Source organism: Aggregatibacter valvarum (genome assembly GCF_980468985.1).
Map to the genome: position 1 here is coordinate 1962506 of NZ_OZ413141.1, position 25154 is coordinate 1987659.

At 41.2% G+C, this 25154-nt stretch carries 24 protein-coding genes, 4 tRNA genes and 1 pseudogene; 11 read left to right on the forward strand and 18 right to left on the reverse strand.

Translation table 11 applies throughout. The features are described from left to right. Positions 1 to 111: 111 nt before the first annotated feature. Genes AC30SF_RS09435 through AC30SF_RS09450 form a run of 4 tightly spaced genes read left to right on the forward strand, consistent with a single transcriptional unit; the run spans position 112 to position 6973 of the window. A complete protein-coding gene (locus AC30SF_RS09435) occupies positions 112 to 1656 on the forward strand; it encodes a type I restriction-modification system subunit M (RefSeq protein ID WP_489608253.1) in 1545 nt (514 codons plus the stop codon). A 6-nt stretch (positions 1657 to 1662) separates the two neighbouring features. Continuing rightward, positions 1663 to 2835 (forward strand): restriction endonuclease subunit S, encoded by a 1173-nt coding sequence (locus AC30SF_RS09440; RefSeq protein WP_489608254.1) that lies wholly within the window; start codon positions 1663 to 1665, stop codon positions 2833 to 2835. 33 nt (positions 2836 to 2868) lie between these two features. Further along, positions 2869 to 3867, forward strand: coding sequence for a virulence RhuM family protein (locus AC30SF_RS09445; protein WP_489608255.1), 999 nt, complete (start codon positions 2869 to 2871; stop codon positions 3865 to 3867). 10 nt (positions 3868 to 3877) lie between these two features. Continuing rightward, entirely contained in the window at positions 3878 to 6973 is a 3096-nt protein-coding gene (locus AC30SF_RS09450; protein ID WP_489608256.1) for a type I restriction endonuclease subunit R, read from the forward strand. Between the two features lie 147 nt (positions 6974 to 7120). Here AC30SF_RS09450 and AC30SF_RS09455 read toward each other — a convergent pair whose 3' ends face one another. The 7 genes from AC30SF_RS09455 to AC30SF_RS09485 form a co-directional block, all read right to left on the reverse strand. Beyond that, entirely contained in the window at positions 7121 to 7213 is a 93-nt protein-coding gene (locus AC30SF_RS09455; RefSeq protein WP_033002399.1) for a methionine/alanine import family NSS transporter small subunit, read from the reverse strand. Then, positions 7203 to 8714: a sodium-dependent transporter gene (locus AC30SF_RS09460; RefSeq protein ID WP_489608257.1), complete on the reverse strand. Its 1512-nt coding sequence runs from the start codon at positions 8712 to 8714 to the stop codon at positions 7203 to 7205. Before AC30SF_RS09460 ends, AC30SF_RS09455 begins: the two co-directional genes overlap by 11 nt. A 250-nt stretch (positions 8715 to 8964) precedes the next feature. Continuing rightward, positions 8965 to 10149 (reverse strand): elongation factor Tu, encoded by a 1185-nt coding sequence (gene tuf / locus AC30SF_RS09465; protein ID WP_109092123.1) that lies wholly within the window; start codon positions 10147 to 10149, stop codon positions 8965 to 8967. 93 nt (positions 10150 to 10242) lie between these two features. After that, positions 10243 to 10318: transfer RNA gene (locus AC30SF_RS09470), tRNA-Thr, on the reverse strand. Between the two features lie 3 nt (positions 10319 to 10321). Continuing rightward, positions 10322 to 10396: transfer RNA gene (locus AC30SF_RS09475), tRNA-Gly, on the reverse strand. Between the two features lie 37 nt (positions 10397 to 10433). Then, positions 10434 to 10518 (reverse strand) — tRNA-Tyr (locus tag AC30SF_RS09480). A gap of 31 nt (positions 10519 to 10549) precedes the next feature. Further along, positions 10550 to 10625: transfer RNA gene (locus AC30SF_RS09485), tRNA-Thr, on the reverse strand. Between the two features lie 218 nt (positions 10626 to 10843). Between AC30SF_RS09485 and coaA the strand changes: the two genes are divergently transcribed. After that, complete coding sequence (gene coaA, locus AC30SF_RS09490; RefSeq protein WP_376922938.1) at positions 10844 to 11797, forward strand: type I pantothenate kinase; 954 nt, start codon at positions 10844 to 10846, stop codon at positions 11795 to 11797. A gap of 62 nt (positions 11798 to 11859) precedes the next feature. Here the strand turns inward: coaA and crp are convergent, their stop codons facing one another. The 5 genes from crp to coaBC form a co-directional block, all read right to left on the reverse strand. Next, a complete protein-coding gene (crp, locus tag AC30SF_RS09495) occupies positions 11860 to 12504 on the reverse strand; it encodes a cAMP-activated global transcriptional regulator CRP (protein ID WP_021615125.1) in 645 nt (214 codons plus the stop codon). 36 nt (positions 12505 to 12540) lie between these two features. Continuing rightward, on the reverse strand, positions 12541 to 12759 hold the full coding sequence (locus AC30SF_RS09500; protein ID WP_297930994.1) for a YheU family protein: 219 nt from the start codon (positions 12757 to 12759) through the stop codon (positions 12541 to 12543). Between the two features lie 23 nt (positions 12760 to 12782). After that, positions 12783 to 13382, reverse strand: coding sequence for a nucleoid occlusion factor SlmA (slmA, locus tag AC30SF_RS09505; RefSeq protein ID WP_006716723.1), 600 nt, complete (start codon positions 13380 to 13382; stop codon positions 12783 to 12785). Beyond that, a complete protein-coding gene (dut, locus tag AC30SF_RS09510; protein ID WP_485861106.1) occupies positions 13382 to 13837 on the reverse strand; it encodes a dUTP diphosphatase in 456 nt (151 codons plus the stop codon). Before dut ends, slmA begins: the two co-directional genes overlap by 1 nt. Before the next feature lie 68 nt (positions 13838 to 13905). Further along, positions 13906 to 15105, reverse strand: a complete 1200-nt coding sequence (coaBC, locus tag AC30SF_RS09515; RefSeq protein WP_489608258.1) for a bifunctional phosphopantothenoylcysteine decarboxylase/phosphopantothenate--cysteine ligase CoaBC — start codon at positions 15103 to 15105, stop codon at positions 13906 to 13908. Positions 15106 to 15281: 176 nt separating this feature from the next. Here coaBC and radC point away from each other — a divergent pair, with 176 nt between their 5' ends. From radC to mutM, 4 genes are all read left to right on the forward strand, one after another. Then, entirely contained in the window at positions 15282 to 15941 is a 660-nt protein-coding gene (radC, locus tag AC30SF_RS09520) for a RadC family protein (protein ID WP_489608259.1), read from the forward strand. A 209-nt stretch (positions 15942 to 16150) separates the two neighbouring features. Further along, positions 16151 to 16387: a 50S ribosomal protein L28 gene (gene rpmB / locus AC30SF_RS09525; RefSeq protein WP_005542826.1), complete on the forward strand. Its 237-nt coding sequence runs from the start codon at positions 16151 to 16153 to the stop codon at positions 16385 to 16387. An 11-nt stretch (positions 16388 to 16398) separates the two neighbouring features. After that, positions 16399 to 16569, forward strand: coding sequence for a 50S ribosomal protein L33 (rpmG, locus tag AC30SF_RS09530; RefSeq protein ID WP_005613503.1), 171 nt, complete (start codon positions 16399 to 16401; stop codon positions 16567 to 16569). A gap of 69 nt (positions 16570 to 16638) precedes the next feature. Then, on the forward strand, positions 16639 to 17454 hold the full coding sequence (gene mutM / locus AC30SF_RS09535; protein WP_489608260.1) for a DNA-formamidopyrimidine glycosylase: 816 nt from the start codon (positions 16639 to 16641) through the stop codon (positions 17452 to 17454). Between the two features lie 27 nt (positions 17455 to 17481). On the opposite strand, the gene AC30SF_RS09540 is transcribed toward mutM, so the two are convergent. Together AC30SF_RS09540 and rpmE are read right to left on the reverse strand one after the other, a co-directional pair. Further along, a complete protein-coding gene (locus AC30SF_RS09540) occupies positions 17482 to 18534 on the reverse strand; it encodes a glycosyltransferase (RefSeq protein WP_314401832.1) in 1053 nt (350 codons plus the stop codon). Between the two features lie 66 nt (positions 18535 to 18600). Beyond that, positions 18601 to 18795: a 50S ribosomal protein L31 gene (gene rpmE, locus AC30SF_RS09545; RefSeq protein WP_314401834.1), complete on the reverse strand. Its 195-nt coding sequence runs from the start codon at positions 18793 to 18795 to the stop codon at positions 18601 to 18603. A 208-nt stretch (positions 18796 to 19003) separates the two neighbouring features. Between rpmE and AC30SF_RS09550 the strand changes: the two are divergent. Beyond that, positions 19004 to 19408, forward strand: a pseudogene (locus AC30SF_RS09550) (zinc finger domain-containing protein); the annotation flags it as partial. 8 nt (positions 19409 to 19416) lie between these two features. Here the strand turns inward: AC30SF_RS09550 and mnmA are convergent. Together mnmA and nqrM are read right to left on the reverse strand one after the other, a co-directional pair. Beyond that, positions 19417 to 20571 carry a tRNA 2-thiouridine(34) synthase MnmA gene (mnmA, locus tag AC30SF_RS09555; protein WP_489608261.1) on the reverse strand — a complete coding sequence of 385 codons (1155 nt, stop codon included), beginning with the start codon at positions 20569 to 20571 and terminating at the stop codon, positions 19417 to 19419. Between the two features lie 135 nt (positions 20572 to 20706). Then, the gene (gene nqrM / locus AC30SF_RS09560) at positions 20707 to 20964 is read right to left on the reverse strand and encodes a (Na+)-NQR maturation NqrM (protein WP_109859884.1); all 258 of its coding nucleotides are present in this window, start codon (positions 20962 to 20964) and stop codon (positions 20707 to 20709) included. Positions 20965 to 21124: 160 nt separating this feature from the next. On the opposite strand from nqrM, the gene AC30SF_RS09565 reads away from it, so the two are divergent. Then, entirely contained in the window at positions 21125 to 21442 is a 318-nt protein-coding gene (locus AC30SF_RS09565) for a DUF4298 domain-containing protein (RefSeq protein ID WP_489608262.1), read from the forward strand. Positions 21443 to 21498: 56 nt separating this feature from the next. Here the strand turns inward: AC30SF_RS09565 and rluA are convergent, their stop codons facing one another. After that, positions 21499 to 22158 carry a bifunctional tRNA pseudouridine(32) synthase/23S rRNA pseudouridine(746) synthase RluA gene (gene rluA, locus AC30SF_RS09570; RefSeq protein WP_489608263.1) on the reverse strand — a complete coding sequence of 220 codons (660 nt, stop codon included), beginning with the start codon at positions 22156 to 22158 and terminating at the stop codon, positions 21499 to 21501. A gap of 2 nt (positions 22159 to 22160) precedes the next feature. Further along, positions 22161 to 25019, reverse strand: coding sequence for an RNA polymerase-associated protein RapA (gene rapA / locus AC30SF_RS09575; RefSeq protein WP_489608264.1), 2859 nt, complete (start codon positions 25017 to 25019; stop codon positions 22161 to 22163). Positions 25020 to 25154 lie beyond the last annotated feature (135 nt).

Below are 25154 nucleotides of genomic sequence, written 5' to 3' on the forward strand. Positions count from 1 at the left end.
GCGTATTTCACAGGCATTATCATCTTCATCAATATTTATAAATACCTCATTGACAGGTAGAATAGCACCTTAATTATCAATTGTTTTAATGATTTCTAAGGAGTTTCAATCATGGCCACTGCAATTCAACAACGAGAAGAGCTTCAACGCCGCATTTGGCAAATCGCGAATGATGTCCGGGGCGCTGTTGATGGTTGGGATTTTAAACAGTATGTTTTGGGTACACTTTTCTATCGCTTTATCAGTGAGAATTTTATCACTTACATGAAAAATGGAGATGAAAGTATCAATTACGCTGGTTTAGCTGACAACATCATCACACCAGCGATTAAGGAAGAAGCGGTAAAAAGTAAAGGTTATTTTATTTACCCAAGCCAATTATTTAAAAATGTCGTAGCGAATGCTAACACCAATCCAAATCTCAATACGGAATTAAAACAAATCTTTAACGACATCGAAAACTCCGCCATAGGCTACCCTTCAGAACAGGATATCAAAGGCTTATTTGCCGATTTTGATACCACCAGCAACCGCCTGGGCAATACCGTTGCCGATAAAAACAGCCGTCTAGCTGCTGTATTAAAAGGCGTTGCCGAGTTAGATTTTGGTGACTTTGCAGATAATCATATCGATTTATTCGGTGATGCTTACGAATTCTTAATTTCCAACTATGCCGCCAATGCCGGTAAATCGGGTGGCGAGTTCTTTACGCCACAATGCGTTTCAAAGCTAATTGCTCGACTGGCTTTGTATGGACAAGATAAGGTCAATAAAATTTACGACCCCGCGGCCGGTTCCGGTTCTTTATTATTGCAAGCGAAAAAACCATTTGATGAACACATCATCGAAGAAGGATTCTTTGGGCAGGAAATTAATCACACCACTTATAACCTCGCCCGTATGAATATGTTTTTGCATAACATCAACTACGACAAGTTTGATATTGCCCTCGGTAACACTTTAATGAATCCTCAATTCGGCGATGATAAACCCTTCGATGCTATCGTTTCTAACCCGCCTTACTCCGTGAAATGGATTGGCTCTGACGACCCAACACTAATTAACGATGAACGCTTCGCCCCTGCCGGCGTACTTGCGCCAAAATCCAAAGCGGACTTTGCCTTTATTTTGCATGCGTTAAGTTATCTTTCAGCCAAAGGCCGAGCGGCGATTGTGTCCTTCCCTGGTATTTTTTATCGCGGCGGCGCCGAGCAAAAAATTCGTCAATATTTGGTGGATAATAACTATGTGGAAACGGTAATTGCGCTTGCGCCAAATCTCTTTTTCGGCACCAGTATTGCGGTGAATATTTTGGTACTTTCCAAACATAAACCCAATACCCAAACCCAATTTATCGATGCCAGCGGTTTATTTAAACCCGCCACCAATAACAATCTTTTGGAAGAGGAACATATCGAGCAAATTATCAAACTGTTTGTCGATAAAGAAGATGTGCCACATTTGGCTAAATCCGTGTCCGTTGAAGACATCGTTAACAATGAATACAACCTTGCGGTGAGTTCTTATGTGGAGCAAAAAGACACCCGAGAAGTGATTGATATCGATAAACTTAACGCTGAAATTAAACAAACTGTTGCTAATATCGACCGCTTGCGTGCAGAAATTGACAAGATTGTGACGGAGATTGAGGGGTAAAACACCATGAAAACCAACCGCACTTTTTTAGAGAAATTATTGGATGGGGCTGAGGTTGAGTGGAAGCCACTATCTTTAGTTACAGAAATGCAACGCGGAAAAACAATAACTGCAAAATCTGCAAATGAAGGAAATATCCCAGTTATTAGTGGAGGACAAAAACCTGCTTATTATCATAATGAATCTAACCGTGATGGGAAAACTATTACTGTAGCAGGTAGTGGCGCTTATGCAGGTTATATCATGTACTGGGAAGAGCCTATTTTTGTTAGCGATGCTTTTTCAATTAAAACAGATGAATCTTTATTACAAATAAAATATGTTTACCATTTTTTATTACAAAACCAACAAAAAATTCATGCGATGAAGAAAGGTTCTGGTGTTCCTCACGTTTATCCAAAAGATATAGGAACATTAATGATCCCCATACCCCCACTCTCCGTCCAAACCAAAATCGTAAAAATTTTGGACGCATTGACAGCGCTTACCAGCGAGCTTACCAGCGAGCTTATACTACGCCGAAAGCAGTATGAATACTATCGGGAGAAATTGTTATCTTTTGATAGTTTAGAGCTATCAGGGGGGGTAGTCCAATGGATAAAACTGATTGATTTGGGCGAGTTAATTCGTGGCAATGGATTACAGAAGAAAGATTTTACCGAAACAGGCGTTCCAGCCATTCATTATGGTCAAATTTATACCTACTATGGTACATTTGCCACGAAAACCAAATCTTTTGTTTCGCCTGAATTGGCTAAAAAATTAAAAAAAGCTAAATATGGTGATGTATTAATTGCTGGGACTAGTGAAAATTTAAAAGATGTAATGAAACCTCTTGGATGGCTTGGTAGTGAAATTACTTTTTCAGGCGATATGTTTGCATTTAGACCTAATAAAAGAGTAAATACAAAATTCTTAACATATATTTTGCAAACAGAAAAATTTTATAAATTTAAAGAAAAATATGCTCAAGGTACAAAAGTAATTAGAGTTAAGGCTGATATTTTTTTGAATTATGAAATTCCTCTTCCTACACTCGAAGAACAACACCGCATCGTCTCAATCCTCGATAAATTTGAAACTCTCACCAACTCCATTACTGAAGGTTTACCTTTAGCGATTGAGCAAAGCCAAAAGCGGTATGAGTATTACAGGGAATTGTTATTAAATTTTTCATAGCTCAGTAGCAACTGTAATTTTATGGAATAACTAATGAACGACTTAATCATCTACAACACCGATGACGGCAAATCTCACGTTGCTTTATTGGTTGTCGAAAATGAGGCTTGGTTGACTCAAAATCAGCTTGCGGAACTTTTTGACACCTCTGTACAAAATATCGCCTTACATATAAAAAATATATTAGAAGACAATGAATTAGACGAAAATTCAGTTATCAAGGATTACTTGATAACTGCCCAAGATGGCAAGCAATATCAAGTAAAACATTATTCCCTTGATATGATTCTCGCCATTGGCTTTCGTGTGCGTAGCCCTCGTGGTGTACAGTTTCGTCGTTGGGCAAATACGCAATTACGTACTTATTTAGATAAAGGTTTTCTATTAGATAAAGAGCGGTTGAAAAATCCGCAAGGTCGATTTGATCATTTTGATGAATTACTGGAACAAATTCGTGAAATTCGAGCCAGTGAATTGCGGTTTTATCAAAAAGTACGAGAGCTATTTAAATTATCCAGTGACTACGATAAAACAGATAAAGTCACTCAAATGTTTTTTGCAGAAACACAAAATAAGTTGATTTATGCCATTACACAACAAACCGCCGCAGAGCTTATTTGTACTCGTGCAAATGCTGAATTGCCTAATATGGGCCTCACCTCTTGGAAAGGTGCTGTTGTACGTAAAGGCGATATTATTGTCGCTAAAAACTATTTAACGCATGATGAATTAGATTCCTTGAATCGTCTAGTGATGATCTTTTTAGAAAGTGCCGAATTACGTGTTAAAAACCGTCAAGATCTGACATTGAATTTCTGGCGTAATAATGTCGATAATTTAATTGAATTTAACGGTTTTCCGTTGCTTATCGGCAATGGAACCCGAACCGTGAAACAAATGGAAACCTTTACTAAAGAACAATATGCCTTATTTGATCAGGTCAGAAAACAACAAAAACGCATACAGGCTGATAATGAAGATTTAGAAATTTTAGAAAAATGGCAAAAAGATCTAAAAAAGCAAAAGCATTAAGGAACCACTCATGATCCAATACAAAACTATCGCCGAATCCAACAACTTTATCGTTTTAGATCAATATAATAAGCTTGTGGAAGAGCCTAATGCCGGTTATCAAACGGAAGGAAGCCTTGAGCGTGAATTTATTCGTGATTTACGGGCGCAAGGCTATGAGTATTTACAAGAAATCAATGGTCATGATGCGTTGGTTAAAAACTTACGGGTTCAATTACAGCGATTGAACAATGTGGTTTTCTCTGATGCGGAATGGCGACGTTTTTTAGAGGAGTATTTGGATAAACCGAGCGATAGTCTGATTGAGAAAACCCGTAAAATTCATGATGACTCTATTTATGATTTTGTGTTTGATAATGGGCGCATTCAGAATATCTATCTGCTAGATAAGAGAAATGTTGCCAATAACGCCGTGCAAGTTATCAATCAATTTGAGCAAACCGGCAGCTATGATAATCGTTATGATGTGACAATTTTGGTGAATGGTTTGCCGCTTGTGCATATCGAACTGAAAAAACGCGGTGTGGCCATTCGTGAAGCCTTTAATCAAATTCACCGTTACAGCAAAGAAAGCTTCAATAAAGAAAACTCTCTCTTTAAATATATTCAGATTTTTGTCATTTCTAATGGCACAGATACTCGCTATTTTGCCAACACCACCAAGCGCGATAAGAATAGCTACGACTTCACAATGAATTGGGCAACGGCAAAAAATACCTTAATTAAAGATTTAAAAGATTTTACAGCGACCTTCTTACAAAAACATACCCTGCTCAATGTGTTGGTGAATTACTGCGTGTTTGATGTTTCCGATACCCTATTGATTATGCGCCCGTATCAGATTGCCGCCACTGAGCGTATTTTATGGAAAATCAAAAGTTCTTATTTGGCTAAAAATTGGAGCAATAAAGAAAGCGGCGGCTATATTTGGCACACCACCGGTTCAGGCAAAACGCTCACCAGCTTTAAAGCCGCACGCCTTGCAACAGAATTAGACTTTATTGAAAAAGTATTCTTCGTAGTAGATAGAAAGGATTTGGACTATCAAACCATGAAAGAATACCAACGCTTTTCACCTGATAGCGTGAATGGTTCGGAAAGTACGGCGGGGCTAAAACGCAATATCGAAAAAGATGACAATAAGATCATTGTTACCACCATTCAAAAGCTCAATAACTTGATGAAATCGGAAGATAAATTACCGATTTACAATAAACAAGTGGTCTTTATCTTTGATGAATGCCATCGTTCTCAATTTGGTGAAGCGCAAAAAAATCTAACGAGAAAATTTAAAAAATACTATCAATTCGGTTTTACCGGTACGCCGATTTTCCCACGTAACGCATTAGGTGCGGAAACCACGGCGAGTGTTTTTGGTGTTGAACTTCATTCTTACATTATCACCGATGCGATTCGTGATGAAAAAGTGCTGAAATTTAAAGTGGATTACAATGATGTACGACCACAATTTAAAAGCATTGAAACCGAAAAAAATCTTGAAAAACTGACCACACTTGAGAAAAAACAAGCCTTTTTACAACCTAAACGCATCGAGCAAATTGCCCAATATGTTTTAGACAATTTCAAACAAAAGACCCATCGTTTTAATGCGGGTAATCATGGCTTTAATGCCATGTTTGCAGTAAGCAGTGTCGATGCAGCTAAAATCTATTACGAAACGTTCAAACGGTTACAAAGTGCGGTCAAAAATCCACTTAAAATTGCAACAATTTTTTCGTTTGCAGCCAATGAAGAGCAAGACGCAATAGGGGATATTGCCGATGAAAGTTTTGAAGTGGAGGCGATGAACTCCTCTGCGAAGGAGTTTTTAAAATCGGCGATTGACGATTACAACAACTATTTTGCGACAAATTACGATGTGGATGGTAAATCTTTCCAAAACTACTACCGTGATTTAGCTAAACGTGTCAAAAACAAAGAAGTGGATTTATTGATTGTGGTTGGGATGTTTTTAACCGGTTTTGATGCGCCGACCTTAAATACCTTATTTGTGGATAAAAATCTTCGCTACCATGGTTTGATTCAAGCTTATTCACGCACAAACCGTATTTATAACAGTACTAAAAGTTTTGGCAATATCGTGACCTTCCGCGATTTAGAACAAGACACCATTGATGCCATTACGCTTTTCGGTAACTCCAATACACGCAATGTCGTGCTGGAAAAAAGTTATCAACAATATATGGAAGGCTTTACTGATGCCGGTGTTGCTTGCCGTGGATATATTGATATTGTGACTGAGCTAAAAGAAAAATTTCCTGACCCAAGTGAAATTCAAACGGAAAAAGACAAGAAAGACTTTGTGAAATTATTTGGTGAATATTTGCGGGTTGAAAATATTCTGCAAAATTATGACGAATTCGCCGCTTTGCAAGCCTTCCAATCGCTTGATACTACGGATGAAAAAGCCGTTGAGGCCTTTAAAGAAAAGTATTATTTAACGGATGAAGCTTTTGCTGAAATGCGCCCCATTGATATGCCGAGCGAACGTAATATTCAAAATTATCGCTCTACTTACAATGATATTCGCGATTGGCTCCGCCATCAAAAAGAGGGTGAGGAAAAAGCAAAATCGACGATTGATTGGGACGATGTGGTGTTTGAAGTGGATTTATTAAAATCCCAAGAAATCAATTTGGATTACATTTTAGAATTGATTTTCGAACACAATAAGAAAACGAAAAACAAAGCTGAACTCATTGATGAAATTCGGTCTATCATCCGAGCAAGCCTAGGAAACCGAGCAAAAGAAAGTTTGATTGTGGATTTTATTAATCAAACTGACTTGGATAACATTGTCGACAAAGCCGGCATTATTGAGTCATTCTTCCAATTTGCCCAAAAAGAGCAACAACAAGAAGCCGATGAATTGATGAGCAGTGAAGGACTGAATATTGATGCCGCGAAACGTTACATTAACGTGTCATTAAAACGTGGATACGCCAGTGAACAAGGGACAGATTTAAATGATGCAATCCCGAAAATGAGTCCGCTTAATCCACAATACCTCACAATAAAACAACGTATATTCCAAAAAATCGCCGCATTTGTTGAGAAATTTAAAGGGATTGGAGGGACTCTCTGATTTAGTTTGAATTCACATACGATGTATGCAAACGCATAATTTATGTATGAATTGAGTAAGGCACTACTTTTCATCAAATAAAAACGGCACCTCGACCGATGAGACTTCAGAATCTCTCGGCTGAGATGCCGTTTTTAATCGTATCAATTACTCTTTTGGTAAGCGTATGATGGAAAGTAGCAATCCGCCCCAGATAATGATCAGTGCGATCGCCATCATGATAATTGCATTAGTTGTCATGATTTTCTCCTTGTTTTTGTGTCAAGTGCTTCCACGGCAAACGGGAAAGTAAAAAACTGATAATGACTAAGCCAGCAGCCATGCCCCAGCCGAAGGTGTTGACAAACCATTGTGGGTAACCTTCGTAGCCGTTTGCCAATACTTTGGTCGCTTCTTTGTAAAGCATGAAGGCTAAAACGCCTGTGGTGACGACAATACAAGCCTTCCAGATTACACCAACATTGAAAGAGCTGGTTTCGTTCAGGTGTTCACCAAGTTCTTTTAATCGGCCGGTCACGATAATGGAAAGCAAAGAGAAGAAGGCTACGGCAACGATACCGAACATATTGACGAAGTTGTCCATGGTATCAAGCATCGGTAAGCCGGCCGCCGTACCAAATAATAAGGTGGATGCAAGCATCATTGGTAAACCAACTAAAAATGTGGCGTGCACGCGGCGCAAGCGTAATTTATCTTGTACCGCCGCAATGATAACTTCTAACACGGAAATAAAAGAAGTTAAACCGGCAAACACTAAGGAACCAAAAAATAATACGCCAAGTAACTGTCCTAGCGGTGCTTGATTAATAATCGTTGGGAACGCAAAGAATGCCAAACCAATTCCGCCCTTAGCCACGTCGCTGACTTCTTGTCCGTTTGCCATAGCAATGAAACCTAACGCCGAGAATACGCCAATACCCGCTAACACTTCAAAGCTACTATTTGCAAAACCAACCACTAAACCGGCGCCGGTTAAATCCGATTCTTTTTTCAAGTAAGAGGCATAGGTCAGCATGATGCCGAAGCAAATGGAAAGCGAGAAAAAGATTTGTCCATAGGCGGCAATCCAAACACTTGGATCGGTTAATTTGTCCCAGTTTGGTGAGAATAACGCATCAAGACCTTTTGCTGCACCTGGTAGAAATAAAGAATAGACCACTAAGGCAATAAACATAATCACCAAAATCGGCATAAAGATGACGGAAGAACGTGCAACACCTTTTTGTACGCCAAAAGAGAGAATTAATAACGTGATGATCCAGACAGCAAGCAATGGACCGACAACTGTACCAACAAAATCAAAACTTAAAGCAACCTCACTAGCCATTTTGATGTGTTCATGTAAGAAGAAATCGACCGGGTTACTCCCCCATGCAGAGCTGAAAGAATAATAAGTATAACTTGCCGCCCAACCGAGAATAACCGCATAGTAGAGACCGATAATGACATTGATCATTACTTGCCACCAACCAAAGGTTTCAAACGTAGTTTTGAGTTTACGATAAGCCAGCGGCGGGGATGCACGGAATTTATGACCTAACGCATAATCCAAGAAAAGTAATGGAATACCTGCAGTTAATAGGGCAACAATATAGGGAATAATAAAGGCTCCCCCGCCATTTTCATAAGTAACATAAGGGAAACGCCAAATATTTCCCAATCCGACCGCTGAGCCGATCGCCGCAAAAATAAAGGCTCTCCGCCCAGAGAATGTTTCTCGTTTATGTGTGGTTTGTGTCATATGAACACCTGTTAAAAGTTAAAAATGAAAGAATGCTACTATAACCGAATAAAAAGGCTGTTCATAGCTACAAAACAATTATTCATGTTAAGAACAGAAGACTATTTTATCTATCCAGAAATGTCATCCCACAAAATTGATTTGAAAATATGACTCCTTGATAAAAGCCATAAAAAAAGTGAGTATTGTCATAACAACACTCACTCTTTATAAACTTCAAGTATTTTGCCAATATGGCCTTTTATTATACTTACTTGATAATTTTAGCTACCACGCCAGCGCCTACTGTACGGCCACCTTCACGGATAGCAAAACGTAAACCTTGGTCCATCGCGATTGGGTGGATTAAGGATACAGTCATTTTAATGTTGTCGCCAGGCATTACCATTTCCACGCCTTCCGGTAATTCGATAGTACCGGTTACGTCAGTTGTACGGAAATAGAATTGTGGACGGTAACCTTTGAAGAATGGAGTATGACGACCACCTTCTTCTTTGGATAATACGTACACTTCAGATTCGAAATCAGTGTGTGGAGTGATTGAACCCGGTTTCGCTAATACTTGACCACGTTCAATTTCTTCACGTTTTGTACCACGTAATAATGCACCGATGTTTTCACCTGCACGACCTTCGTCAAGTAATTTACGGAACATTTCAACACCGGTTACGGTTGTTTTCGCTGTTGGTTTGATACCTACGATTTCAACTTCATCACCAGTACGGATGATACCACGCTCTACACGACCGGTTACTACTGTACCACGACCGGAAATAGAGAACACGTCTTCAATTGGAAGAAGGAACGGTTGGTCAATTGCACGCTCAGGTTCAGGAATGTAAGTATCTAATGCTTGAGCTAATTCAAGGATTTTTTCTTCCCATTCTGCTACGCCGTTTAACGCTTGTAATGCAGAACCACGAATGATTGGTGTATCATCACCCGGGAAGTCATATTGAGAAAGAAGTTCACGAACTTCCATTTCAACTAATTCTAATAACTCTTCGTCATCTACCATGTCGCATTTGTTTAAGAATACGATGATGTAAGGTACACCTACTTGGCGACCTAATAAGATGTGCTCACGAGTTTGTGGCATAGGACCATCAGTTGCTGCTACAACTAAGATAGCACCATCCATTTGTGCCGCACCGGTAATCATGTTTTTAACGTAGTCGGCGTGTCCCGGACAGTCAACGTGTGCATAGTGACGGGTTGGTGTGTCATATTCAACGTGGGACGTGTTGATGGTGATACCACGCGCTTTTTCTTCCGGCGCGTTATCGATTTGGTCAAATGCACGAGCTGCACCACCATAGTGTTTTGCTAATACGGTGGTGATTGCTGCTGTTAAAGTGGTTTTACCATGGTCAACGTGGCCGATTGTACCCACGTTAACGTGCGGTTTTGTACGTTCAAATTTTTCTTTAGACATTGATTGTCCCTCTAAACAAACACGGTTATCGATGGTTCAATTTACCAGATTAACCAAAGTATTAAAATTTGTAATGGAGAGATTATTAAGAAGTGGTGCTGATAGGCAGATTCGAACTGCCGACCTCACCCTTACCAAGGGTGCGCTCTACCAACTGAGCTATATCAGCGCTTGGAGCGGGCAGCGGGAATCGAACCCGCGTCATTAGCTTGGAAGGCTAAGGTAATAGCCATTATACGATGCCCGCCGTTCTTAATTCATCTGTCCCATCAGTCGCTTAGAAATGGTGGAGGGAGAAGGATTCGAACCTTCGAAGGCTGAGCCGGCAGATTTACAGTCTGCTCCCTTTGGCCGCTCGGGAATCCCTCCACGCTAATTTGGGGCTTATCACACGAGATAATGGTGCCGACTATCGGAATCGAACTGATGACCTACTGATTACAAGTCAGTTGCTCTACCTACTGAGCTAAGTCGGCCTCGTGAACAAGTGAGGCGTATTATAGGGATTTTTTTATACCTGACAAGTCTTTTTTTTTTATAAATCGTTTTTTTTTTAATTATTCGTTTAATTATCAAACAAAAGAGAATACTGATTTGCTTAATTTATAAGCACAACTAAATTTTTACTGCGCATCCTTTCATTTATAAGGTATATTTCACCCATTATTTTACTCAACGGAAGCGCAATTTAATCGTGAAATCTCCAATTTCTGACACTTTTTCAGACAAATTAACCCCTTTTTTATCCTTTGAACGACAGCACTGGGCTGCCTTACGCAAATCCGTGCCATTAAAATTAACCGAGCAAGATCTTAAACCGCTACTGGGTTTTAATGAAGAATTGTCGCTGGATGAAGTACGTACGATTTACCTGCCACTCACCCGCCTGATTAACTACTATATAGAAGAAAACATTCGTCGCCAGAATGTTCTTCACCGTTTCCTTGGCGGAGAAAGCCCCAAAGTGCCGTACATTATTAGCATTGCCGGCAGTGTTGCCGTTGGCAAAAGCACCTCGGCACGCATTTTACAATCTCTTCTTAGCCATTGGCCGAGTGAACGGAAAGTGGATTTAATTACCACCGATGGTTTTTTGCATCCGCTTTCTTATTTACAAAAGCATCAGCTATTACAAAAGAAAGGTTTTCCGATTTCTTACGATACACCAAAATTAATTCATTTCTTAGCTGATATCAAATCCGGTAAACACCCGGTGAAAGCACCAATTTATTCTCATTTAACTTATGACATTATTCCTGAACAATTTAATGTTATCGATCAGCCGGATATTTTGATATTAGAAGGGCTCAACGTCCTCCAACCCAATGATAATCGTGCAAATCAAACCTTCGTTTCAGATTTTGTGGATTTTTCGATTTATGTGGACGCAGAAGAAAGCTTATTAAAAGAATGGTATATCCGTCGATTCTTAAAATTCCGACAAAGTGCGTTTTCTAACCCGAATTCCTATTTTAAACATTATGCCAATCTTTCCGAACAAGAAGCCATTGCAACGGCCAGTCGTATTTGGGATGACATTAATGGATTAAATTTAAGAGAAAATATTTTGCCGACGCGTGAACGTGCCAACCTGATCTTAAAGAAAGGGGTTAATCATGAAGTCGAGTTAGTCAAACTGCGAAAATAAGGCAAAAAGAGACCGCACTTAATCTAGCAAGACATAAAGTGCGGTCGTTTTTCTTTCTATTTCTATCGAGTCCCATGAATCACGATTGTTTTACCATGGGCTGTAATCAAATGTTGCTCTTCTAACATTCTCATAATACGCCCCACTGTTTCACGGGAGCATCCCACCATCTGTCCGATTTCCTGACGGGTAATTTTAATTTGCATCCCGTCCGGATGCGTCATGGCGTCCGGCATTTTGGCTAAATTTAACAAGGTCTGCGCAATGCGCCCGGTGACATCTAAGAAAGCTAGATTACTCACCTGCCGTGATGTTCGTTGTAATCGATGGGCTAATTGTGCGGTCAAATACATTAAAATATCGGGGCTAACTTGAATTAACTGACGAAATTTCCGATAGGAAATTTCCGCAACCTCACAAGCGGTCTTTGCTTTAACCCACGCAGAACGCAGTTGACCATCTTCAAATAATCCTGCCTCACCAAAGAACTCGCCCTTGCCTAAATAGGTCAAAATCATTTCCCTGCCGTCTTCATCCTTTACCATGACGGAAACCGAACCGCTAATGATGTAATACAACGTATCCGCTTCTTCTCCGGCGTTAATCAGTATACTTTTCGCTGCATATTTTTTGATGTGGCAATGTGATAAAAACCACTCCAGCATCGGATCCGTCGGTTGTGTGGCTTGTGCGTCCTGTTCCTGCACGTAAAACCTCCATCTAATTATGAAAAACTAAAAGGTTTATCTAAAAAAATCCGTTTTATCTTTTATATCGATAGATTCATGTAGTTCAGACCAAACGATCACCGCACGTCCTTGGCGGATTCTGTTCAGTAGCGCTTTCTTTTTTTGTTCAAAAGTCTGTTCATGTGAACCATAATCGGTTCCTTCACGTAAAATGACGCTTTCCACGATATTGATTAACGTGTCTTCCGCCAGTTCTTGCCAAGGAATAATCACAACATATTACCTAAATAAATAAATTATGCAAATAAGCTTTCAATGAGCTGCCATTGCTGGCTAAACCCTTGATTTGGTGTGTGTCGGAAGTTGGAACGCACATAGCGCATAAACTGCCCTTCACAGAGGGTGACGAGGTGTGCCGCGATAATGCGTTCGTCCACGTTAAATCCGCGTCCTTCGCGCAATTTTCGCATTTGCAGAATATTCACGAACTGCAATTCCAGCCTGTCAAAAAAGGTGGCAACACGGGCTTGTAGTTTGGCATCTTCAAACATCAGTGCATGGCCTGTTAACACACGGGTTAAACCGGGATTTTTACGGGCAAAATCCAAGATCATCTGCAGGATGTCTTTTACCCGTTGCATGGTGTTGGTTTCATTTTTGATCGATTGTGAAATGCGATTCAGCAATGTGCTTTCGATATTCTCAATTAAGGCTTCAAAAATCTTGGTTTTGCTCGGGTAATAACGGTACAACGCCGCTTCCGATACGCCCACTTCTGCGGCTAAACGCGCCGTTGTCATACGCTCCATGCCGCGTTCGGAATGCAACATGTGTGTGAGCACCGTCAACACTTGTTGGCGGCGTTCTTTAATACTGCGTTTATTGGTTTGTTCCATTAGTGTTTACCTGAATGGCCGAAACCGCCTTCGCCACGTTCTGTGGCATCAAATTCGTTGACAATATTAAATTCCGCTTGCACAACGGGCACGAAGACTAATTGCGCGATGCGATCACCTACTTCAATTTTGAACGGCTCATTGCCACGATTCCACACGGAAACCATGAGCGGACCTTGATAATCAGAATCGATTAAACCGACTAAATTGCCCAACACAATGCCGTGTTTATGGCCTAAACCGGAACGCGGTAAAATGACTGCGGCTAAATTCGGATCGGCAATATAAATAGAAAGCCCGGTGGGAATTAATTGGGTTTCACCCGGTTGAATTTCAATGCCATTGTCTAGGAGCGCACGTAAATCCAGCCCCGCAGATCCTTCGGTGGCATACGTTGGAAGAGGAAATTCGCTACCAAGACGACTATCTAAAATTTTAACGTCAATTTTTTTCATTATGATCTTTTCCTTTCACAAAATCTGTCATGTTTTTAATAAAGTGCGGTGGGTTTTTGTGGTGTTTTTTATTGACGGTAACGCACCATAATTTCATTGACTAATGCTTCTGCCAATGTATTTTTATCCGCTTGAGCTAAGGCTTTCTCTCCGTTTTTCCAAAAGAGGTGTAGCGCATTATGATCTTGTCCGAACACTTGCCCGCCGGAAACATCATTGGCACAAATCATATCCAAATTTTTGCGTGTCAGTTTATCTTTTGCGTAATCGGCAACATTCTGCGTTTCAGCCGCAAACCCAATAGTGAACGGGCGCTTTTCCGTAAGATGCGCTACATCAGCGATGATGTCCGGATTTTTAACGAGCTTTAACGTCATTTCTTCAGCCGATTTTTTGATTTTTTGATCAGCGATATCCGCAATACGGTAATCCGCCACCGCAGCACAACCAATAAAAATGTGATTTTTGACCGCACTTTCTAAGGCGGTTTGCCACATTTCTTGCGCGGAAGTGACATCAACGCGGTTGACATTGTTAGGTGTGGTAAGGTTTACCGGGCCGGTAATCAAGGTGACATTCGCTCCGCGTTTTGCGAAGGCATCCGCAATGGCAAAGCCCATTTTGCCGGAGCTGTGATTTGAAATGTAACGCACCGGATCGATGGCTTCACGCGTTGGGCCTGCTGTAATGGCAACATGGAGTCCGAGCAAATCTTGCTGCACAGTAAAATGATGGCAAAGTGCGGTGAAAATTTCCGATGGTTCGGACATTCGCCCGGCCCCCACATCACCACAGGCTTGTTCGCCACTGTTCGGGCCGATAAGTTGTATGCCACGGCTTAAAAGTGCGGTCAGATTTTGCTGTGTTATGGCTTGGCGATACATTTGCTGATTCATCGCCGGCGCAAGAAAAATCGGTGCGCTGGTGGCAAGGCAAATCGTGGAAAGTAAATCGTTCGCCATACCGACAGTTAAGCGCGCAATAAAATCGGCACTGGCAGGTGCGATTAATACGACATCCGCCCATTTCGCCAATTCAATATGTCCCATTGCCAGTTCTGCTTGAGGATCCAATAACGATTGCGCCACGGCATTACCGGAAATCGCTTGTAAGGTGAGTGGGGTCACAAATTCTGCGGCAGCAGGCGTGAGCACCACGCGAACTTGCGCATTGGCTTTGCGTAATAAACGAATTAATTCGATGGTTTTGTACGCGGCAATGCCGCCGGTAATGCCCACAACAATGCGTTTATTTTCTAGATTAATCATGCTTGAATCCCATGAATTGACTGACTCGGAGATGAATTCGCTTATTCTACTTGAATTATGATTTAATCAAAAATCTTATTTTGCGATCAGGATTCCACTTTTAAAGCCCGCTGTTTGGGTTTTAATGCCTTGTATGAATGAATAACGAATCTGTTATTTTTTGTGAGGTTGAAGAAATGGATGAGTCCTTAATGCCAAGGGAAAAGCTCTTAAAATATGGCGTCGCCACACTGACGGATGCTGAACTTTTGGCCATTTTCTTGCGTACGGGCATTAAAGGTTGCCCTGTGATGGAATTATCGAAAAATGTGTTGCAACATTTTGGCTCGTTGCGAGGACTCATTAGCGCCGATCAAAAGCAGTTTTGTGCGATGAAAGGCATTGGCATTACGCAATTTATTCAGTTGCAAGCTTGCACGGAAATGACACGTCGTTATTTATTGGCGGAACTTAAAGCAGGCTATTGTTTCAGTTCATCAGATGCCGTAAAAATGTACCTACAGACGGAGTTGGAAAATACAGAACGAGAAATTTTTTTAGTGCTTTTCTTAGATAATCAACATCGGCTGATTAAGCAGGAGCGCTTGTTTCTCGGCACAATTAATAAAGCGATGGTGTATCCGCGCGAAGTCATCAAGGAAGCCTTGGCGTGCAATGCGGCGGCGATTATTTTGGCACATAATCACCCCTCCGGTATGGCAGAACCCAGTTTTTCCGACCGACAAATTACTGAGGCGATCAAGCAGGCAGCAGAGTTGATGGAAATCCGTGTGCTGGATCATTTTGTGATTGGCAAAGGCGATTATTTTTCCTTTGCGGAACAAAATCTGCTCTAAAACGCACCGCACTTTGGGATAATTTTTCGTTTTAATGTCAGCAAATTCAGGATTTAGGCTTGAGAATGCAAGATAAAGTGAGTATAATGCACGACCTTTAATATAGTATGCGGGTCGGGTTATACGACCTGACGAGGTCATTCAAAAAGTTATTTTTGAAATATTCCGAACCGTAAGCTCGAGCTTAAATTTCATTATTGGAGATTAATATGTCTAGAGTCTGTCAAGTAACAGGCAAGCGTCCGGCAGTGGGTAACAACCGCTCTCACGCAATGAACGCGACTCGTCGTCGTTTTCTTCCTAACCTTCACACTCACCGTTTCTGGGTTGAAAGTGAAAACCGTTTCGTAACATTACGCTTAACTGCAAAAGGTATGCGTATTATTGATAAAAAAGGCATTGATGCAGTTTTAGCTGAAATCCGTGCTCGTGGCGAGAAAATCTAAGGAGCTAACAAATGGCAGCAAAAGGTGCTCGTGAGAAAATCCGTTTAGTTTCTACCGCAGAAACCGGTCATTTCTACACAACTGACAAAAACAAACGTAATATGCCTGAAAAAATGGAAATCAAAAAATTTGATCCAGTTGTGCGTAAACACGTTATTTATAAAGAAGCAAAAATCAAATAATTTTGCGAGAATTGAAAAACCCGACATTGTTCGGGTTTTTTTATATCCAGTGGCCATCGGAGAAAGAGAATGCCTGAACTACCTGAAGTCGAAACCGCACTGCGTGGCGTGAGCCCTTACCTGAAAGATTACACGATTGAAAAAATCGAGGTACGTCAGCCTAAACTCCGTTGGGCGGTATCACCGGAATTAGCGACATTGCATCAAATAAAAATTCTGGATCTGAGCCGCCGCGCTAAATACCTCATCATTCATACCGAACAAGGTTATATCATCGGGCACTTAGGGATGTCAGGAACCGTAAGAATCGTACCGCATGACTGCCCGATTGATAAACACGATCATTTGGATATTGTAATGAACAACGGCAGATTATTACGCTATAACGATCCGCGCCGTTTTGGCGCTTGGTTGTGGACGGAAAAATTGGACGAGTTTCATTTATTTTTGAAACTGGGGCCGGAACCGCTATCAGAGGAATTTAACGCAGACTATCTTTTCAAAAAATCTCGCAAAAAAACGACCGCACTTAAGACCTTTTTAATGGATAATGCTGTGGTGGTGGGCGTTGGCAACATTTATGCCAATGAAAGTTTGTTTCTATGCGGACTGCACCCATTAAAACTTGCCGCGAATCTCACCCGAAAACAGTGTGAACGTCTGGTAGAAACCATTAAATCCGTTCTTGCAAAAGCCATTGAACAAGGTGGAACCACACTCAAAGATTTCTTACAACCTGATGGCAGACCGGGTTATTTTGCGCAAGAATTACTGGTTTATGGCAACAAAGGCAAACCTTGTCCAAAATGTGGTACAAAAATTGAAAGTTTAATCATCGGGCAACGAAACAGCTTTTATTGCCCGACGTGTCAGAAGAAAAGGTAGGAATTACTAAAAATTATTAAATTACTATCATGAGTGATATAAAATATCTAGCAGTTCTTCTATATGAGCAGATAAACAAGGATTATAAGTTATACAATCAAGTGGGGTGCTTATTCTATTCTTAAGAGAACTGAATTGTCTAACAGAATTCTGAATAACTTTGTCTAAAGTGTCTATATTATTTCGGCAGAATGTATAACCAAAATTATTTTCTAAAACTTCTAAACACCCCATATTATCTGAAAATATAACTGGTGTTCCAGATAAAATAGATTCAATTCCTACAAGTCCAAATGGTTCATATATTGATGCCATAATTGTATAATCTACTGCTTGATACAGTTCAGACATATTTTTGCAATAACCTAATGATGTAATATTTTTACTTTCCGTAACTGGTGAGCCTGCAACAACAAGGCGAATAGGAAGATCTGATTGATTAAAATAATTTTTAAGGATATTGAAACCTTTTCTTTCATGTCCAGTAGAGGGAAATAAGAAGATAATTTCATGATCTTGAAAATTAAATTTTTTTCTTAAACTTATACGCTCGTCATCATTAACAGGTTTAAAACACTCAGAATTTACTGGTGGATAAATTACTTCTATTTTATTTTCTGGTACTTGATATAGAGTAATTAATTCATTTTTCATTAATTTAGAATGAGCAATAATAGTCTTAGCATAGTCAAAGCATCTTTTTTCATTTTTAATTTTTATTAGATCTAAAAAAGTTGGTTTTTTATTTAATGCTCGTAAATATCCTATATGGTTCCCTCCACATATAACTATATCTGATTTTGTATATGTCGTTGTGATAGAAATTTCTCTCTCTTTTGAGCGAGACTTTATCCTATTTGAAAAATAAGATAGGAAATAATTTCTAAGAGGCTTAGGGATAAGAGACAGGTTAATTTCTATAGGATTTATAAAGCTATATTCTAATATATCTTTATCAAACTTGACAGAATAAACATTTGGGAGAATATTTTTTTCGTGAAAACCGTTTACCAGATCAATTAGATAACGTTCTATACCACCGCCATATCTGAATTTTGAGCAGACAAGAGAAATTTTCATTATATTTACTCTAATTTATTTTTAATTATAGAAATCCCCCCGTAATATCGAGGGCTGAAATTAAAATTACTTTATACCTGGAATTTTGAAATAGCTGTTAAAGCGTTCAACACGACCACCTGTGTCAATAACACGTTGTTTACCTGTATAAAACGGATGACAGTTACCGCACATATCAAGGTTGATGTCTTTGCCTAAGGTTGAAAGGGTTTTGAGCACGTTACTGCAATCTTTATATTCAGGATGAATACCTTGTTTCATAGAAAACCTCAAAGTTGAAGCCATGCCGCTATCAAGCCAATTGAAGATCCAATCCCTGACACCTCTCGATATTAACATTACGCCATTATAAAATAATACTTTGTATACCTACTTACGAAGTTTACAGAAAGAGAAAATGACATTCAAGCTGGCCTAACCCTAAAATACATAACAACCCCCTCAAATATTATACTCATAGCCCACTTTATTCAACGCAGACTATCTTTTCAAAAAATCACGTAAAAAAACGACCGCACTTAAAACCTTTTTAATGGATAACACCGTGGTTGTTGGCGTCGGCAACATTTATGCCAATGAAAGTTTGTTTTTATGCGGATTGCACCCATTAAAACTTGCTGCGAATCTCACCAGAAAACAGTGTGAACGTTTGGTCGAAACCATTAAATCGGTTCTTACTAAAGCCATTGAACAAGGCGGAACGACACTCAAAGATTTCTTACAACCTGATGGCAGACCGGGTTATTTTGCGCAAGAATTGTTGGTTTACGGGAATAAAGGCAAACCTTGCCCAACGTGCGGTACAAAAATTGAAAGTTTAATCATCGGGCAACGAAACAGCTTTTATTGCCCGACGTGTCAGAAGAAAAGTTAACGATATGATTACTTCAATTGCTGCTCGATGATACCGCCACCAAGGCACACTTCATCCAAATAGAACACCGCAGATTGTCCCGGCGTAACCGCAATTTGTGGTTCATCAAAAATGACTTTAATGCTTTCGTCATCAATAGGCTCAATCGTGCAAGGCACATCCGTTTGGCGATAACGGGTTTTCACAGTACAACGCAACGGTTCACGAATCGGTTGACGATCGACCCAATGCAATTGTTGTGCAATTAAACCGGTAGAAAGTAATGCTGAGTGATCATGCCCCTGCGCTACAATTAACTCATTATTGACAAGATCTTTTTCCACCACATACCAAGCTTCTTCACCAGCCCCTTTTACGCCACCAATGCCCAAGCCTTTGCGTTGCCCCAATGTGTGATACATCAAACCATCGTGGCGACCAATAATATCGCCCTCTACTGTGCGAATGTTACCCGGTTGCGCCGGCAAGTAACGGGCTAAGAAATCCTTAAACTTTCGTTCGCCGATAAAACAAATACCGGTAGAATCCTTTTTCTTCGCTGTGATCAAACCTAACTCTTCCGCAATCGCACGTACAATCGGTTTTTCAATGTCGCCAACAGGAAACAGACTTTGTCCCACTTGCTTGCTGCTCAATGTATATAAAAAATAGCTCTGATCTTTGTTGGCATCCAAACCGCGCAATAATTGTGCGTTATCATCCGAGCCGCGGCGACGAACATAATGCCCGGTAGCGATATAGTTCGCCCCTAAATCTTCTGCAGCATATTCTAAAAAGGCTTTAAATTTAATTTCTTTGTTACACAGAATATCCGGATTCGGAGTACGCCCAGCCTTATATTCGCTAAGAAAATGCTCAAACACATTATCCCAATATTCTGCTGCAAAATTGATTTTATGCAGCTTGATACCAAGCTTATCGCACACAGCTTGAGCGTCAGCTAAATCTGCGGCGGCTGTACAATAATCGGTGTCGTCATCCTCTTCCCAATTCTTCATAAACAAGCCCTCCACTTGGTAGCCTTGTTGTTGAAGAATAAAAGCAGACACGGAGGAATCCACTCCGCCGGACATGCCGCAAATCACTTTTTTCGTGGCATTTTCGGCAAGTTGTTCAGCACTTAAGGGTGCGAAATGTTGATTATAGGTATTTGAAAATAACATAAGTCTCCCGTAACTTCGGTTAAGGCGAAGCACATTGGTGATAATGATTGAAAATAGCGGAATGACTTCCACGACATAAATTAAGATTGCTGCACATTAAAATTGCTACATAAAGTGCGGTTGTTTTTTGGTGAATTATTTCACTTCGTAAAATTGAGCTTTCTCTTTTTGCGCAAATTTTTGTTCATATTCTGCCTTGGCGTTTTCATCGCCGGCATCTAATTTAGACTGCAAGGTATCGCAAGGTTTATCGCAATCGCAGGCTTTGGCAATACCTAAAGACGATAAACCGCCACAACTGCCTTTCAGCGCTTGGCGTTTCACAATATAGCCCAATGCCATGGCCAAAATAATCAGGATGAAAATCCCAAAAGTCACTAAGAATAATTTCATATTCGCTCCATAAAACGATAAAAATAGGCACCGCACTTTGGTCTTTCGTGAACTGCATTATAAAATGCAGTCATGTGTAGTGTATCTAAAGTGTCATTCTACAATGACTGACACAGGTTAGACTAGGTTTTATACCTATTCAAGCAATAAGGAAGCAATTATGTTACCCCAAAAACGGTTAGAACAAATTCAAGAAATGGAAAACCTTCTAGGTCAATCGGAAGCCTTCTTACTTGAGGCGGAACAATTTTTAGAAAAATGGCAACAGATGTTACCAACGATAACTCGGCTGGAACATTATTATTTTGACGGCGACTGGCGACAAGATTATCAAGCCTATGAGCAAGGTGAAATCCCGGAGGAGATGCCTTGTGGCGTATTAACCGAAGATGCGATATTCGATGTGGGTGTGACACAACGCTCATTAGCCATCAGCTACTTAAAACTGGTGGCACAAATTTTAGATACGCCAAAATAAACAACCCTAATCGCTGCGATGTAGCCTCGCACGCTTAAGCGATATACCGTAGCACCTTAAAAACCGACCGGCGCAGTGAATTCCATCGTTTCCCCGGTAATCGGATGTTGAATCTGCAGGCTTTCTGCGTGCAAGCAGAGGCGAGGCGATAACGCTTTGGCTTGCGGATGTGCGTAGAATTTATCACCTAAAATCGGATGCCCAAGCGCCAGCATGTGCAAGCGTAATTGATGGGAACGCCCTGTAATCGGCGTAAGTTTTACGCGTGTGGTGTTATTGGGATAACGTTGTAAAACATCGTAAAATGTAACCGCTCTTTTGCCTCGTTCAAAGCAAATTTTTTGGCGAGGGCGATTTTCCCAGTCGCAAATCAGTGGCAACTCCACAACCCCATGATCTTGTTCCAGATGTCCCCAAACCAACGCCTGATAATACTTTTTCGGTTCGCGTTCACGAAATTGGCGTTTTAACTCGCGATCCGCTGCTTTGCTCAATGCAAACAACAAAATCCCGCTGGTTGCCATGTCAAGGCGATGCGCCGGTTCACAAAAACCGTACTTTTCTTTCACTCGCGACATGGCGCTGTCGTAATATTGCGGCTGATTGCCTGGTACGGAAAGCAGTCCACTTGGCTTGTTCACCACCGCAATATAATCATCGCGATACACCAAATCCAACCAAGGTTCCTGCGGCGGGTTATAGTCAATGAGAGCCATATTTATTCCTTATTGGTCACAATCACGCGTAGGCAATCCAAGCGCCATGTGGCTTGCTGTAAGTATTGGAGCATTTGTTTTCGTTGCGTCTGCAAGGTGTCAATTTCATCCTGACGGATATTTTTATTCACTTTTCGTAAGGCGATGAGACGAGTTAATTCTTCGTCAAGGTGTTGCAGTACCTGTTGTTCGGCATTGGCGATAATCTCCTTGCTTTGCTGTGCCATCACCTTTTCGCCTCGCGTAATGAGTGTTTCGATATTCGGTCGCAACATTTTCGCCACCTTATTCGCCATGTTGCGGTCCATCGGTTTGAGCTTGCGTTGTAAATGATCAAACACCACCTGTTGCGCTAAGTCATTGCCTTTGCTATCTAATAATAAACGTATCGGTGTGGGTGGCAGGAAACGCGTTAATTGTAACCCTTGCGGTGCTTGGGTTTCCACCACATACACCAGTTCTAATAACAATGTGCCCGCCGGCAGATGTTTATTCAATAACAACGCCACGGCACTTTTGCCGATGTCGCCGGAGGTGATTAAATCTATGCCGTGATAAATCATCGGGTGGTCCCACGTGAGAAATTCCAACTCTTCGCGCGCTAACGCCAGTTGACGGTCGAACGTGACGGTGACGCCTTCTTCTTTTAAGCCCGGGAATTCCGGTACCAGCATTGTGCCTGTTGGGGTAATCACAATGGATTTTTCCCCTAAATCTTCTTGCTCCACGCCAATGACATCAAACAGATTTAAGGCAAAATCGACCAATTCCGGGCTACCGTCTTGTGCGGCAATTTCTTGTGCCAGCTGTTTCGCCAGCTCGCCACCATTCGAATTCAGTTCCAGCAACAGATCTCGGCCTTGTTCTAATTGCTGTTTTAAACGTAACCGTTCTTGCTGCGTGTGGTCGATTAAGGCTTTTTGAGCTTCAAGTGCGGTCGGATTTTCCAATGTTTTTTGTAATTCTTCACCGAACTGCTCGAATAACAACGCGCCCATCGGACAGGTTTCGTTGAAGGCATTTAACCCCAAATGATACCAATCGGCCAACACCGCTTGTGCGCTGTCGGTAAAATACGGCAAATAAATCTGAATATCGTTGGTTTGCCCAATACGATCCAAGCGGCCGATACATTGTTCCAACAAGTCAGGGTTTTCCGGCAAATTGAATAACACTAAACGGCTGGCGAATTGGAAGTTTCGCCCTTCGGAACCAATATTGGAACTGAGCAACACCTGAGCACCGTTTTCTTGTTGAGTGAAATACGCCGCCGCACGATCGCGTTCCACAATAGCCATTTTTTCATGAAATACGGCGCTGCGAATGCCTTCTTTTTCACGCAGAATTTGTTCTAGCTGAATTGCCGTTCCGGCATAACGACAAATGACGAACACTTTTTCTTGCCGATGTTGTTTTAAAAAATCGATCAGCCATTGCACGCGCGGGTCAAATTCCCACCATGACGTATTGGCATTGAGTTCGCGCATGAAATGTTCGGGGTAAAGGGCGCATTGCACGGGATGTTCACCAAATGCTATGAGGGTTTTAACGGCGTTTTCGTATTGTTTCGGCTGCGGTAGCGCGATCGGATGATAAACCCGTTTCGGAAAACCTTGTACGCTTTGGCGGGTGTTGCGAAATAACAAACGCCCCGTACCGTGGCGGTCGATAAGTTGTTTAATGAGCGTTTCATTATTCGTCGAATTGAAATTGATGTCTTCACCCAACAAGGCAGAAATAGTATTTTTTTCCACCGCACTTAAAGGCTTATCCGCCAATAACGCTTGTGCGGCTTCAGCAATCGGTTGGTAATGCTGTTGTTCTTCCAAAAACGCATGGTAATCGTGGAAACGGTGCGGATCGAGTAAATTCAAGCGAGCAAAATGGCTTTGTTGCCCAAGTTGTTCCGGCGTCGCGGTGAGCAATAACACGGCCGGAATGTGTTGCGTGAGTTGTTGCACCAGTTGATATTCCAAACTCGGATTCACTTCGTCATACACCAAATGATGCACTTCATCGGCAATTAACATATCAAATTCCGCCGCCAAGAGTTGTTGTACTCGCTGCGGATGCTGTACCAACCAATCCAAGGCACAAATAATCAGTGATTCGGTGGTAAACGGATTCACTTCTTTCTGCTCTTCTGTCGCGGCAAAATCAGCGCAACGTTCTTCATCAAACAGCGAAAAATGCAAATTGAAACGACGCAGCATTTCCACCAACCATTGATGTTGCAACGTTTCCGGCACAATAACCAGCACGCGGCGTACTTTTTCGGCAAATAATTGCTGCTGCAAAATCATGCCAGCTTCAATCGTTTTACCTAAACCCACTTCATCCGCCAACAACACACGTGGCGCAATACGCTGACCGGCTTCTTTTGCAATGTGTAATTGATGAGGAATCAACCCGGCGCGGATACCACGTAAACCACGCAACGGCGATTGAAATTGCGCTTTTTGGTATTGCAACGCGTGATAACGCAAGACAAAATGCTCGTTACGATCAATCTGTGCGGAAAACAGACGCTCTTGCGGTCGGCAAAAAGAAATGCGATGAGCCAGCTCCATTTCACTGACGACACGGTCTTCCTTGCCCTCTTGTTGTACCAAATAGAACAGCAAGCCATTATTTTCCGCCACATTGAGCACTTCACCATGCCAACCTTCTACATGTTGAATCAAATCACCGATACGAAATTGCACACGATTTAACGGCGCGTTTTGCACCGAATAAATACGTTGTTCTTGTGCCGCAGGGAAATCAATTGTCACTTGCCGAAAATCCACGGCGCGAATGACACCCAAGCCTAAATTATTTTCCGTTTCGCTGATCCAACGCTGCCCAACCGCAAAAGTCATAATGCTCTCTCTACTGATAAAAAAGGCGCTATTTTAGCGGTGTTATTATGAAAAATAAACGATAAGAAAAACAACGATTGAACATAAAAGGCAAATTTATGTGATCCACCCCTCAAAAAATGTAGCAAATAATTT